This is a genomic window from Pseudomonas sp. GW821-FHT09E12 (assembly GCF_059416085.1).
This window is the reverse complement of record NZ_JBWKOM010000010.1, coordinates 20373-33283: the sequence shown is the minus strand read 5'-3', so window position 1 is coordinate 33283 and position 12911 is coordinate 20373. Positions and strand designations below refer to the sequence as shown.

Here is a 12911-nt window from a genome sequence, read left to right as displayed (position 1 = left end):
TTCGCTTTCTTTTGTAAGGTATTTCCTAGAAACTTCTGCGCGCTTGAGTGCGCCTGTATGCGGGGCTAGGCTGCCTGGGTCATCGCCAAATCGATGACTCGGATGTGCAAGTCCGAATTCTGCAAAGACGCATAAACGCTCAGAGTTGATTGAGCGTTTTCATGTCCGCGGTGTTATGGCGGCCGTGCGCGGGAGATCTTCGGATCTGCCGGGTGTTCTTGCAGACTCGGTCTTGCACACCTGCGTACGGCTGCCACCTTAATTCGTGTGCAAGCGAACGGTGTCAGTTCCTTTTCTCTGCAAGGAACTCAACCATGAAAAAGCTAGTTCCCGATCCACCCAGCGATTCCCCCAGCACCTACCGTTTTCCCGAACTGAAACGGGCCAATCAGACCCTGCGCCAGTCCTTGGCCGAGCAGTCTGTCGAGGCTGTGCCGTTTGCATCTCTGCCTGCCACTTCGTCGGTACGCGTCACCCAGGATTCCTTGTTCCACGTGCGCGAAGGCATCAGCGCCGAAGAAGCCCTGGTGCATGTCTCGCTCTTGCTCAAATGCGCTGAAGAAGTCAGCGATGAAATCACCGAACGCGGCAGTGGCCTGGAGCGTGGGCTGATCTGGTCGATGGTCCATTCCGTGGAAATGGCCAGGGCGGTGGTGGATGCGTTGCTGGATGGGCGCGGTGCCCGTTGAACCGATACTGTTTTTTGAAGCGCGCATCGTGAGCGGGCTCGCCCCCACGGGGGCCTGATGGTCGTTTCACAATCAGGTATCCGTGGGGGCGAGCGCTCAGGTCAGCGTCAGGCGCTGACGGTGTTCAACTTTAGGCCTGTTCTTCCAAAGCATTCAGTTTTGCCAGAAAGGCAGCAGGCCCCATTCTTTGCAGCGGGAATTTGCCGCGACTCACCGCATCGAAGTAGCGCAGCGACCCCCACAGTTCAAAATCCCCCACCAGATAGACCCGACGTTTGGCCCGGGTGAGGGCAACGTTCAGCAGGTTAGGCTTGGAGGCGGCCCACTGCGCCGCTCCCGCATGCTCGGTGTCTGCCCCCAGCAGCATGAACACGGTGTCTTGTTCTTTACCCTGGAAGGTATGCACGGTGCCGATGGAGGCTTTCAACCACTGCTTCAACTCGCCCGCAGGTAATTTCGAGCGATGGTTGGGCCGGGCCCAGGCCGCCATGCGTATGGCTTTTTGCAGGGCCAGGCGCACGGCCTTGAACGGCGAGATCACGTACAGCTGCGGCAGCTCTCCATCGCGCAGGTACAGCTGCCCGAGCAGATCGACCATGAACTCGATCTGCTGGGGGACAACCTGTTTGTGTTCGACATTGCCAGGGATATCGACCCAGCAACTGGAGCTGTACACAGGGGCGTCCTGTTCGGCGTGGGCATTGGGCAGGCCAAAGACCATCTTGTTACCGTAGGCGATCTGATTCGACAGGCTGAACATGGGTTCGATGCAGCGTCTGTGGACCCGCAACGGGCTGCCGATCCACAGCTCTTGATCGGTGTCGTTCTTGAACACGCTGCCATACAGATTGTTGTGGTCCGCCAGGCTTTGCACCGACACACGATTGGGGGCGAAGGCATCGTTCGCCGTGTGTACCGATAGCTGGCCCAGGGTCTTGACCAGGCGTTGCGGCAGGGTGAAGACCGGCTCGATTTGCAGGGGGTCGCCCACCACCATGGCTCTTTGCGCCCGCCACAAGGCACCGACGGCGGCCTGGGGCACGGCCTGTCCCGCCTCGTCGATGTACAGCCAGCCCAAAGAGCCAGCACCCAACCCACGGAACTGGTTGGCAAAGGAGGCAAAGGTGCTCGAGACCACCGGGATCACCATGAACAGGCTTTGCCAGAGCACCTGGGTCAGTCGCTCATCCTCGGGTGTCTTGTTGCTCAGCAACAGGCTGATGGCGGCGAGGTTGGCGCTGAAGCCCTTGCCGTTCGAGCCCGAGGGCGCCACCTCGGCCAGCCAGGCTTCATGCAGGGTCAAAGCCGCGGCGAACAAGGTCGAGCGCAAGCGATTGAGTGCTTCATCATGCCAAAGCCCATTGATCTGGAACTCGCTGTTCTCCAGCTCACTGAGCTGACTTGGCAAATCCGGACGGCCCAGGCGGCTGGCGAAGTCGTCCAGGCATCGGCACTTGTCTTGCCATTGCGCCAGACGGGTATCGAGTTCGCTTCTACAGAACAGCAATGCGGTTTGCGCGCTTTCAAGTTCTGGTCTGAGGCTTTTGTTCAGAAGGCTTTTCGCGCGGTTGATCTCTTCATGCGCCAGACGCTGAAGCCGGGCATTTTCCAGTTGTTCGTCACGGTGGGTTTTAGCTGCTTGAGTATTGAACAAGCGCTTCCACCAGACCGGACGGCTGCGATCTATCAAGCGCTCCAGTTCCTGAAGGCTGCTCAGATGTTGCGCCGTTGCTTGAAGTTGCTGTTGCTGTTGGTCGAGGGCTTGCTGGGCGGACGCCCTGGTCTGTTCGGCCTGATTGAATGAGTGTTGCTGAAGGCGCAGGAAGGCCTGTTCATCGGTAGCCGCCATTTCTTCCAGCAGGCTGGCGTAACGGGCTCGTTCCTCCAGTGCTTTGCTGACCGCCTCATCGGCTTTTTTGAAGGCTGCGCTGGCATCCTTGAAGGTGGGGCCTTTGTATTCATCCACCCATTGCCGAATCGTCAGTGGCCGATTGGGCTCGGTGGAGTCTACCGGGGCGAAGAACATGCGTTCCTGCAGGACCTTTCGGTTGTTGCTATTACCGAGTGCGGCGCAGATCAAGCCCCAGGGTTTGTCCTCGTCGGACAGGTCGCTGATGCTGCCATCGCTTTTTTGTGCGGCAATCTTATGGGCGACCGGTTGCAGGTACTGCACGTCGTTCCAGCATTTTCCCAGGGATTTGCGTTTGGGCAGGTCTCGGGAAATGTTTTCCACGGCGGCATTGTTCGAGGAGGCCACCACCATTTCATAGCCGGTCAACTCAGGTTTGAGCGCGCGGATGGTGTAGGTATTCGGCATGCCCTTGAAGGTGACCTGCGGTTTTTTCCCGCCGACGAAAGCATCTTCCGCCTCGCTGTATCCCGCCAATACCCGCGCCCGACGCACGATGTTCTCGGCGAACATGTCGCGCAACAACGTCGTTTTGCCTGTCCCGGGTGGTCCGTTAACGGAGAACACCCCGCTGTTTTCCAAGGTGCCGAGCGCGGTATTGATCGCGAACTGTTGCATCAGGCTCATGGCATGGCCCGGCTCATCCGGCCAATGCCCGGGGTTTATGCATTGCGGTTGCAGGGCCTGGTAAATGGCCTTGCGGCCATTGTCGGTATACAGGTCGATTCTTTTGCCCGGGTCGGCTTCGCCCAGGTATTGAAGCAAAGGCAGCGGCTGTTCTGCGCGTTGCAGGCTGGCGATCGCACGCTCGATGTCTTTTATGAAAAAGCTGTTGAGGATGTCGATCTCGGTATCGGGCTCCTCTTCGTCCTCGACTTCCGTTGCCTGTGCCGTAGAGGGTTGCGTGAGTGGTTTCTCGACCTTGGGCTGGGTCAGCACTTGAAGCAATGCGACCGAGCTACCGCTGTTTTGCTCTGGCGTGAAACTGGCCCAGTTGCACAGCAGTTGATGCAGATGCATGACTTCCTCGGCCATCAAGGCTGGGTCATCGTTTTGCTGACGCTGTCCGTGGAAGTTGTGCAGCAGTTTGACCAACTGCTCCTTGGCGTCCTCGAAGGCTTGATGGCCAAGCGCACCAAGCCCTTTGCTCACCGTTTGCCCCAGGGCCCAGGGAGCCGTCGACAGTGACACGGCATCCAGTTGCGGGACGGCTTGCGCATTGAGCTTGATCTTGGCGAAGCAGGTAAACCCTTCAAGCTCCACCCGTTCCTGCTCTTCGTAGAAGGTGTTCTCGTCTACCGATAAAGCGGCCAGATACGGTTCGCAAAGAGTCGCAATGACGGAGGCGTCAAAGACCCCGATATAGAGATTGAAGCCTTTGACTTGAAGGTCTTCAGGTATGGAAAAGTTGCGCCAGTGGCTGTCCTTGCTCTGCTGGAGAATTTCCTGGGAGAGCCATCGGGTCTCCCATTTCTTGCAGTCCTCAACATATTTCCCGAGGGCATAAGGTAGAAAGAATTCCACCTTGTGCCAGTAGTCGAGAATGTCTAAAAGCCTAGCTTGTCCTTGAGCTGTCAAAACGTCACATCCCTGTCTGCGTGAATAAAGGCAGTAGTGTAACGCTGTCGTTAAGGCTAAAGGCCATTAGTGGTCAGGTCGTGGCGCATCTCATTTATTTGGGCCCGAAAATCTTGCCCAGCTTGTCCGGCGCGGGTGCGCCTTGTTGCTGTTGCAGCTCGCCCTTGTCGTCCATGTAGAAGATCGCCGGGGTGGCGGACAGCTCCAGTTCGTCCATCAGCGCCATGTTGGCGTCGAGCTTGGCCTGGACTTCGGCGGGGATCTTGGCCAGGGGCTTGAGGCTGCTGCCCTTGCCGGCTTTCTCGTGGTCCTGCAGGGCTTTCTGCGGGTCTTTGGCGGCCAGCAGGGCGGCGGATTTGCCCGGGCTGTCTTCGCGGATGATGCCGACCATGATGTGCCGCAGCTGGACCTTGCCGGCGTTCACCCAGGGCCGCGCCTGTTCCCAGAACATGTTGCAGTAAGGGCAGTTGGGGTCGCTGAACAGGTAGACCACGCGCGGCGCGTCGGCCTTGCCATCGGCGATCCAGTTGCTCTTTTCCATCTTGGCCCAGACGGCCTTGGCCATTGGCGCGTACACCAGTTTCTGCAGCGGCTCGGCGCTCAGGTCCTTGCCGTCGGCGTCGTACAGATTGCCCAGCAGCACATGCTTGCCGTCCGGCGTCAGGTACAGGGCCATGCCGCGGTTCTGGTACTGCGCGGCATAGCCCTTGAGGCCGTCCGGGGCATCGAAGCTGCCGACGATCTTGGCGCCTTTGGCTTCGATGTTCTTGATTGCTAGTGGCAGTTCTTCGGCGTGCAGCAGCGGGGCCTGGAGCAGGGCGGCGCCCAGGGACAGGCTCAGCAGGTGGCGGATGAAAGGCATGGCAATTTCCTTGAAGGGGCGGCCTGCGTGGCCGTGGTCGAATGCGCTGAGTCGAAATGTTCCAGGGCGCGGGCCAGGCTGGCCTCGGACAGCTCGCCCAGGTGGCTGCCGAGCAGGCGCCCGTCGGCGCTGTAGAACAGCGTAGTCGGTAGCGCCATGGAGCCCACGGCCTTGCCCAGGCGGCCGCTGCCGTCGAACAGCACGTTGTTCAGGTTCAACTCCTGGGTAGCCAGGAAGGTGCTGACGCTCTGCATGCTTTCGGCCTGGTTGACGAACAGGAAGGTCAGGTCCGGGCGTTGCTGCTGGGCTCTTTCCAGCACCGGCATTTCCCGGCGGCAGGGCGGGCACCAGGTGGCCCAGAGGTTGATCACCAGGGGTTTGCCCTGGTAGCTGGTCAGTTGCACGGTGGCGCCGTCGGGGTTGCGCAGGGCGATTTCCGGCAGCCGCGTGCCTTGTTCGAAAAGGCTCAGGGACAGGGTGGCGAGCAGCCAGAACGCCAGGCCGCTGCCGACCCCGGCGCCCAGCGGCTGGCGCAGGGCCGGGCGGCGCCAGCCCCAGGCGAGAGCGGCCAGCAGCAGGACAATGGCCCCCGGCCAGGCGAGGAAACCGCCGTCGCGCAGGTCGATGATCTGCCACAGGTCGTGGCGATAATGCTTCCAGTAGGCGACCACGAAGCCGATGCGCGCCGCCAGCATGCCCAGCAGGAACAGGCCGAACAGCACCGATTCCGGGTTCTCGCCACCGCGCTTGGCGACTCGCCAGCCGACCAAGGTGGCCAGCGCCAGGGCACTGATCAGCAGCAGGTGGTTGAGCGCGATGGCAAAGGTGCCGATGGTAAAGGTCAGCATCAACGGGCTTCTCGGGTAGCGGTCCAGCGTTGCAGGAAGGCAGCCGCGTCTACCTCACCGGTAATCCGCTGGCTGCGGCGTTCTTCGCCGTCCGGGCCGATCCACAGCAGGCTCGGCGGCCCCGGCACTTTATACCGGTTGAGCAGTTCGCGGCTGGCGGCGTTGTCGGCTGTCACATCCAGGCGCAGCAGGCGTACGTCTTTCAGGGCCTCGAGGACCTGGGGTTGGCCGAACACCTGTTTTTCCATGATCTTGCAGGACACGCACCAGTCAGCGTAGTAGTCCAGCAGCACCCACTGGCCCTGGGCCCTGGCGGTGTCGAGGGCGCCTTGCAGGGCGGCCGGGTCGTTGACGGTGCTGAAGGCGTCGTGGGCGCTGACGGTCGCCACGCCATTGCCGCCGCTGTAGACCTTCAGCGGTCGCCACAGGTCGTCGCTGCCACCGGCGGCGCCCACCAGCAACAGGCTGCCCCACAGGCCGAACACCACTGAACCTGCGCCGAACAAATGACCGGCGCGCCCGGCCGCACGCATCTGCTGCCAGGCGGTGTAGGCCAGGACCAGCGCCAGCGCGCCCCACAGGCCGATCCACAGCGATTCGTCGAGCACCGGGCGCAGCAGCACGATGGCGGTGCCGAGAAAGAGGAAGCCGAACACGCCTTTGAGCAGGTTCATCCACGGGCCGGGCTTGGGCAGGAAGCGGTTGCCCACGGTCACCAGCAACAACAGCGGCAGGCCGATGCCCAGGCCCATGACGAACAGGATCAGCCCGCCGTGCAGGGCATTGCCGCTCTGGGCGATGTACAGCAGGGCGCCGGCCAGCGGCGCGGTCATGCACGGGCCGACCAGCAGGCCGGACAGGGCGCCGAGCACCCCAGCGCCGACCAGACTGCCGCCGCTGCGCGAGCGGCTGGCGTTTTCCAGGCGATCGCGCAGGGCCGCCGGCAATTGCATCTCGAAGAAGCCGAACATCGGCAGTGCGAGGATCACGAACACCGCGGCAAAGCTGCCCAGCAGCCAGGGCTGTTGCAGCAGGGCTTGCAGGTTGGCGCCGAGCAGCGCGGCCAGCACGCCCATCGCGGCATAGACCAACGCCATGCACACCACATAGCTGCCGGCCAGGGCGAAGCCGCGCCGCGGGCTGGCGCCGCTGCCCACCACCAGGCCAGCGAGGATCGGCAGCATCGGCAGCGAGCAGGGGGCGAAGGCCAACAGCAGGCCGAGGCCGAAGAACACCAGCAGGCTCCAGCCCAGGGCCCGCTGTTGCAGGCCGCTGGCCAGGGCCTGGTCGCTGGCTTCGGTGGCATTGGCGGCGGCCGGACTGCCACCCAGGTCCACTTCCAGAGATTGCGGCGGGTAGCACAGGCCGGCGTCGGCGCAGCCTTGCCAGCCGACCTTGACCTTGCCGGTGGCGCCGGCGGGGATTTTCAGTTCCAGGCCCTGGCGATACACCTGCTGCGCACCGAAGAATTCGTCGCTGTGGGCCTCGCCCTCGGGCAGCGCCGGTGTGTGCGCCTCCGCCAGGCCGTCGAATTTCAGCCGTTGCTGATACAGGTAATAGCCGTCGGCGATCTGCCAGAACAGCTGGGTTTCCCCCGACGCCAGGCGTTCGGAGGTGAAGACGAAGGCTTTGCCGACCGGGAGAAAGTCGGGTTTGACCTCGAACGGGTTGTTACCCGCCTGGGCCAGGCCCGACAGCAGCATGAACAACAGGATGAACAGACGACGCATGGAAAAACCTTAAACCGGTGCAAGTGACCGCACAATGGCCGATGGCGATTAACCGATGATTAACCCTGCACGCCTTGTGGCACTAGCGGTGCAGGCATAATGTCGGCTTAATCGGCGCTGGTTTTAATGCACCCCTTTTCTACAGGTTCCACCATGCACGTACTTGTCTGTGAAGATGATGAGCTGATTGCCAGCGGGATCGTGGCCGGCCTCACGGCCCAGGGCCTGACGGTCGAGCACGTGGCCACCGCCTCGGCGGCGCGGGCCATGCTCGGCGTGGCGGAATTCGACGTGATGGTGCTCGACCTCGGCCTGCCCGACGAGGACGGCCTGAAACTGCTCAAGCAACTGCGCCACAACGGCCTGGAAATCCCCGTGCTGATCCTCACCGCGCGGGACTCGGTCACCGACCGGGTCGACGGCCTGCAGGCCGGCGCCGACGATTACCTGCTCAAACCCTTCGACCTGCGGGAACTGGCGGCGCGCCTGCATACCCTGTTGCGCCGGGTGGCGGGGCGCAGCGTCAACCTGATCGAGCATGGCCGCCTGACCTACGACCCAAGCACCCGCGAAACCCAGCTCGGCGGCCAGCCGGTGGACCTGTCGCGACGCGAGCAGGCGCTGCTCCAGGCGCTGCTGCACAACCGTGGCCGGGTGCTGTCCAGCGAGCAGCTCAAGGACAGCGTCTACGGTTTCAACGACGAACTGGAAAGCAATGCCCTCAACGTGCACATCCACCACCTGCGGCGCAAACTCGGCAACGGCATCGTCGAGACCGTGCGCGGCCTGGGCTATCGCCTGGGGCCGGCGGATGGCGGGGAGGAGTCGTAAGTGATGAGCCTGCGTTTGCGCCTGAGCCTGACCATCGGCGCGGCTTTCGTGCTGATCTGGGCGCTGGCCGCGGCCTGGATGTTCAGTGACCTGCGCAACCAGATGATGTTTTCCCTCGACCAGCGCCTGGTGGCGTCGGCGCGCATGGTCGCCGGCCTGCTGGAGCAATTGCCGGCCTTGCCGAGCAAGGGCGAGGGCACCCATTTCAGCGCCGAACAGCTGAACATTCCCGGGGGCATGGCCTGCCAGGTCAGCTCCCTGCGCGGCGAGATCCTCGCCCGCAGCCATAACCATCCCGACGAAAAACTCGAAGCCGAGCGCATGGGCTTTCACGACCAGATGATCGACGGTGTGCGCTGGCGCAGTTTCACCCTGGCCCGGGGCGACCTGCGTATCACCACCGCCGATCGCCAGGTCGAGCGTGAAGCGCTGAACATGTCGGTGCTGCTGGCGGCTTCGGTGCCGGTCGGCGTGGCCTTGCTCGGTTGCCTGTGGTTGTTGTGGCTGGGGATCGGCCAGGGCCTGGCGCCGCTGAGCCGCATGCGCGATGCCCTGATGCGCCGCAGCGCCGACTCCCTGGAGCCGTTGCAGATCCAGCCGCTGCCCAGCGAGCTGCGGCCATTGCTGGAAACCCAGAACCAACTGTTCCAGCGCATCGGCAAGACCCTCGAACGCGAGCGCCGCCTGACCGGTGACGCCGCCCACGAATTGCGCAGCCCGCTGACGGCGATCAAGACTCACCTGCAAGTGGCGCGGATGACCGACGGCGCGGCCCGCGATCAATCCCTGGCGCGCGCCGAAGAAGGCGCCGACCGCTTGCACCGGACCCTGGAGCAGCTGCTGTTGCTGGCGCGGGTCGAAGGCAGCCTGTCGTTCGAGGACGGCGTGCAGTGCAGTGCCGAACAGGTGGCGAAAACCGCGATCCAGGACGCCGCCAGCGGCGCCCGGCAGCGGGTCAGGCTGCATATCGACGAGCGGGTGTCGGCGGCGCCGCTGGAAATGCCCTCGGTGCTGGCCATCGCCGCGCTGCGCAACCTGCTGGACAACGCCCTGCGCCACACCCCGAGCGATGCACCGGTGGAGCTGAACCTGGAAACCATCGGCAATCGCGTGCGTTTCCAGGTGCGCGACCACGGTGACGGCATTCCCGAGGATGACTTGCAGCACCTGACCCAGCGCTTCTGGCGCAACGGCCAGAGCACCGGTTGCGGCCTGGGTCTGGCCATCGTCCAGGCGATTGTCCAGCGCTGCGGTTGCGTGCTGCATTTCGACAGCCGGCCCGATGGCTTGCGGGTCGAGCTGACCATGCCGCTGCAAGCGGCCTGAGGGCCTCATCGCGGGCAAGCCTCGCTCCTACAGAAGTGATATCTGTAGGAGCGAGGCTTGCCCGCGATGGCATTCTCATGTTCGCCACAACCTTTATGGTTGATACGCAATAAACCTCTCCGGGGTGTAAATCCTCTCGTCGCTGATGCGTTTCCAGAACAGGAAAACCTGCGAGTGCGCGCTGAACCGGCTGCGTACCTGTGTGGTGTGCGGTTTCGCTCAACTCATCAGCGTGAGGATTCGAGAGATGTCAGTTGCTACCAGCCTTGTCGACGATCAGCCCGCGCGGACCAGTCCCGCGCCTGCCGAGACGCTTTACCAGTTCACCGAATCGCCGTTGCTGGCCCGGCAGAACCAGCAGGAATCCAATGCCCGCAGCTATCCGCGGCGGATCCCGCTGGCGCTCAAGCGGGCGAGCGGGATTCATGTCGAGGACGTCGAAGGCCGGCGTTTCATCGACTGCCTGGCCGGTGCCGGGACCCTGGCCCTGGGCCACAACCACCCGGTGGTGATCGAGGCCATCCAGCAGGTGCTGGCCGATGAGCTGCCGCTGCTGACCCTGGACCTGACCACCCCGGTCAAGGACCAGTTCGTCCAGGACCTGTTCGGCCTGTTGCCGCCGGCCCTGGCCGCCGAGGCGAAAATCCAGTTCTGCGGCCCCACCGGCACCGACGCCGTGGAAGCGGCATTGAAGCTGACCCGTACCGCCACCGGCCGCAGCACCGTGCTGTCGTTCCAGGGTGCCTACCACGGCATGACCCAGGGTGCCTTGAGCCTGATGGGCAGCCTGGGGCCGAAGCGCCCGCTGGGTGCGCTGCTGACCAACGGCGTGCAGATCCTGCCGTTCCCTTACGATTACCGCTGCCCGTTCGGCCTGGGTGGCGAAGCGGGGGTCAAGGCCAACCTGAGCTACCTGGAAAACCTGCTGAGCGATCCGGAAGCCGGCGTGCAGCTGCCGGCGGCGATCATCGTCGAAGCGGTGCAGGGTGAGGGTGGGGTGATTCCCGCCGACCTCGACTGGCTGCGCGGCGTGCGCCGGATCACTGAAAAGGCCGGCGTGGCCTTGATCGTCGACGAGATCCAGAGCGGTTTCGCTCGTACCGGCAAGATGTTCGCCTTCGAGCACGCCGGGATCATTCCGGATGTGGTGGTGCTGTCCAAGGCCATCGGCGGCAGCCTGCCGATGGCGGTGGTGGTCTACCGCGACTGGCTCGACACCTGGCTGCCGGGTGCCCATGCCGGCACCTTCCGTGGCAATCAGATGGCCATGGCCACCGGTTCCGCGGTGATGCGCTACCTCAAGGAACACCAGGTGGCCGAGCATGCCGCCGCCATGGGCGAGCGTTTGCGCGAGCACCTGCGGATCCTGCAGCGCGACTATCCGCAGATGGGCGACATTCGCGGGCGCGGCCTGATGCTGGGGATCGAACTGGTGGACCCGGCCGGCGAGAAAGACGCCCTGGGCCATCCGCCGCAGTTCAGCCGCCTGGCGCCGCTGGTGCAGCGTGAATGCCTCAAGCGCGGGTTGATCCTGGAAATGGGCGGACGCCATGGCAGCGTGGTGCGTTTCCTGCCGCCGCTGGTGATCACCGCGGCGCAAATCGATCAGGTGGCGGATATTTTCAGCCGGGCGTTGGCGGCGGCGGTCGCCAGCCTCTAATTTTCCACGGGCCTGGAACGTTCCTTATTCACAACCGCTGCGCGTTCAGCGCAGCGAGCCTTATAGCGATGGAGACACGTAATGACTTCAGTATTCGACCGCGAGGACATCCTCTTCCAGGTAGTGGTCAACCATGAGGAGCAGTATTCGATCTGGCCGGACTACAAAGCTGTGCCACAGGGCTGGCGCACCGTGGGCAAGAGCGGCTTCAAGAAGGAGTGCCTGGCCTACATCGAAGAGGTGTGGACCGACATGCGTCCGCTGAGCCTGCGGCAGAAGATGGACGCCCAGGCGGCCAACTGATTACCGCGTACTGACGTTGACCTGTAGCCGCTGCCGCAGGCTGCGATAAGCCCGCCAGGGCTTCGGCGCTCTTAAGATCGCTGACGACCGTTCCGGTCGATCGCAGCCTGCGGCAGCGGCTACGTACCTGGGTAGGAGCGAGCTTGCTCGCGATAACGACCCACCAGCCAACGCCGGATGTCGAGGCGGATAACGCTATCGCGAGCCAGCTCGCTCCTACAGGTAATTTGATCAGGTGCCGTTAGCAAAAAGCCCCGCCCTCGTGAGAGAAGCGGGGCTTTTTTGTGGGCGTCAGCCCAGGCGTTTGACGGCCTGCAAGGTGTAGCTCAATGGCAGGCGCCAAGGGGCGTGTTGCAGGTGCCATTCGCCTTGTTCGTCACAGCGCATCTGCCCGGGAAGGGCTTCCCAGGGGATGCTCTGGTGTTCCACCAGGCCGCTGATGTCCAGGCCGTGCTTGAGCAGCGCGCTGACGATTTCCCCCAGGCCGTGGTTCCACGCATGGGTCACCGTGGCCTTGAGCGGTCGGTCGGTACTGACGTAGGTGCTGTCGTCGTCCCACACCAGCGGTTCGCTGCGCTCGAAGTAGGGCAGGTCGACCACCAGCGCATCCTCGCGGCTTTCGTCCAGGGCCCAGAGCATCGGGTGGCCTTCGCGGATAAACAGCCGGCCGCCAGGCTTGAGCAATTCGCTGACATTACGCGCCCAGGTGTCGACGCTGGGCAGCCAGCACAGAGCGCCGATACCGGTGTAGACCAGATCGAACGCGCCTTTGGGCAGCACCTCGCAGGCCTTGTAGACGTCGGACTCGACGAACTCGATGGCGCTCCCGGTGCGCGCCGCCAGGCTGCGGGCTTCGGCCAGGGACGCGGGGGAGAAGTCCAGCCCGGTCATCCGCGCGCCGAGGCGGGCCAGCGACAGGGTGTCGGTGCCGATATGGCATTGCAGATGCACACCGCGCAGGCCGCTGATGTCGCCCAGCAGTGGCAGGTCGAAACGCACCACCTCGGACAGGTGCCGCGGGTCGTCGACAAACATTTGCGCCTGGTAGTCCGGCGAGGCCGCGTGCAGCGGTGCGCGCTCGTCCCAGTTGGCCTGGTTGAGCTTGAGGTAGTCACTCATGGCGGGCTTCCTGTCCGTTCAATGGGAGCAGCAGGCTAGCACCACCGAAGCGGGCG

Annotated in this window: 10 protein-coding genes; 5 read left to right on the top strand and 5 right to left on the bottom strand. The window is 63.4% G+C overall.

Annotation, left to right across the window (positions count from 1 at the left end; all coding sequences use genetic code 11):
* The first annotated feature begins 314 nt into the window (after positions 1 to 314).
* Positions 315 to 689 carry a DUF6124 family protein gene (locus AC07PQ_RS25725; RefSeq protein WP_493186440.1) on the top strand — a complete coding sequence of 125 codons (375 nt, stop codon included), beginning with the start codon at positions 315 to 317 and terminating at the stop codon, positions 687 to 689.
* A gap of 130 nt (positions 690 to 819) precedes the next feature.
* Here AC07PQ_RS25725 and AC07PQ_RS25720 read toward each other — a convergent pair whose 3' ends face one another.
* From AC07PQ_RS25720 to dsbD, 4 genes are all read right to left on the bottom strand, one after another.
* The gene (locus AC07PQ_RS25720; RefSeq protein WP_495072395.1) at positions 820 to 3861 is read right to left on the bottom strand and encodes a DEAD/DEAH box helicase; all 3042 of its coding nucleotides are present in this window, start codon (positions 3859 to 3861) and stop codon (positions 820 to 822) included.
* Between the two features lie 409 nt (positions 3862 to 4270).
* Entirely contained in the window at positions 4271 to 5038 is a 768-nt protein-coding gene (gene dsbG, locus AC07PQ_RS25715) for a thiol:disulfide interchange protein DsbG (RefSeq protein WP_493186442.1), read from the bottom strand.
* Positions 5014 to 5886: a TlpA disulfide reductase family protein gene (locus AC07PQ_RS25710; RefSeq protein ID WP_007922874.1), complete on the bottom strand. Its 873-nt coding sequence runs from the start codon at positions 5884 to 5886 to the stop codon at positions 5014 to 5016. The genes dsbG and AC07PQ_RS25710 overlap by 25 nt, the downstream gene beginning before the upstream one ends.
* Positions 5886 to 7616: a protein-disulfide reductase DsbD gene (gene dsbD / locus AC07PQ_RS25705; protein WP_493186443.1), complete on the bottom strand. Its 1731-nt coding sequence runs from the start codon at positions 7614 to 7616 to the stop codon at positions 5886 to 5888. Before dsbD ends, AC07PQ_RS25710 begins: the two co-directional genes overlap by 1 nt.
* Positions 7617 to 7769: 153 nt before the next feature.
* Here dsbD and AC07PQ_RS25700 point away from each other — a divergent pair, with 153 nt between their 5' ends.
* The 4 genes from AC07PQ_RS25700 (at position 7770) to AC07PQ_RS25685 (ending at position 11736) form a co-directional block, all read left to right on the top strand.
* Positions 7770 to 8447, top strand: coding sequence for a response regulator (locus tag AC07PQ_RS25700; RefSeq protein WP_007922871.1), 678 nt, complete (start codon positions 7770 to 7772; stop codon positions 8445 to 8447).
* Positions 8448 to 8450: 3 nt separating this feature from the next.
* The gene (locus AC07PQ_RS25695; RefSeq protein ID WP_493186444.1) at positions 8451 to 9773 is read left to right on the top strand and encodes an ATP-binding protein; all 1323 of its coding nucleotides are present in this window, start codon (positions 8451 to 8453) and stop codon (positions 9771 to 9773) included.
* Positions 9774 to 10020: 247 nt separating this feature from the next.
* The gene (locus tag AC07PQ_RS25690; protein WP_493186445.1) at positions 10021 to 11433 is read left to right on the top strand and encodes an aspartate aminotransferase family protein; all 1413 of its coding nucleotides are present in this window, start codon (positions 10021 to 10023) and stop codon (positions 11431 to 11433) included.
* A gap of 81 nt (positions 11434 to 11514) precedes the next feature.
* Positions 11515 to 11736: an MbtH family protein gene (locus AC07PQ_RS25685; protein WP_023967560.1), complete on the top strand. Its 222-nt coding sequence runs from the start codon at positions 11515 to 11517 to the stop codon at positions 11734 to 11736.
* 291 nt (positions 11737 to 12027) lie between these two features.
* Here the strand turns inward: AC07PQ_RS25685 and AC07PQ_RS25680 are convergent, their stop codons facing one another.
* A complete protein-coding gene (locus AC07PQ_RS25680) occupies positions 12028 to 12855 on the bottom strand; it encodes a class I SAM-dependent methyltransferase (RefSeq protein ID WP_493186446.1) in 828 nt (275 codons plus the stop codon).
* Positions 12856 to 12911: the final 56 nt, after the last annotated feature.

What these genes read in the sequence shown, in the direction of transcription:
- AC07PQ_RS25695 (WP_493186444.1), top strand. Translation starts at nt 8,451, where the DNA reads ATGAGCCTGCGTTTGCGCCTGAGCCTGACCATCGGCGCGGCTTTCGTG.
- AC07PQ_RS25725 (WP_493186440.1), top strand. Translation starts at nt 315, where the DNA reads ATGAAAAAGCTAGTTCCCGATCCACCCAGCGATTCCCCCAGCACCTAC.
- AC07PQ_RS25700 (WP_007922871.1), top strand. Translation starts at nt 7,770, where the DNA reads ATGCACGTACTTGTCTGTGAAGATGATGAGCTGATTGCCAGCGGGATC.
- dsbG (WP_493186442.1), bottom strand. Translation starts at nt 5,038, where the DNA reads ATGCCTTTCATCCGCCACCTGCTGAGCCTGTCCCTGGGCGCCGCCCTG.
- AC07PQ_RS25680 (WP_493186446.1), bottom strand. Translation starts at nt 12,855, where the DNA reads ATGAGTGACTACCTCAAGCTCAACCAGGCCAACTGGGACGAGCGCGCA.
- AC07PQ_RS25690 (WP_493186445.1), top strand. Translation starts at nt 10,021, where the DNA reads ATGTCAGTTGCTACCAGCCTTGTCGACGATCAGCCCGCGCGGACCAGT.
- AC07PQ_RS25710 (WP_007922874.1), bottom strand. Translation starts at nt 5,886, where the DNA reads ATGCTGACCTTTACCATCGGCACCTTTGCCATCGCGCTCAACCACCTG.
- dsbD (WP_493186443.1), bottom strand. Translation starts at nt 7,616, where the DNA reads ATGCGTCGTCTGTTCATCCTGTTGTTCATGCTGCTGTCGGGCCTGGCC.
- AC07PQ_RS25685 (WP_023967560.1), top strand. Translation starts at nt 11,515, where the DNA reads ATGACTTCAGTATTCGACCGCGAGGACATCCTCTTCCAGGTAGTGGTC.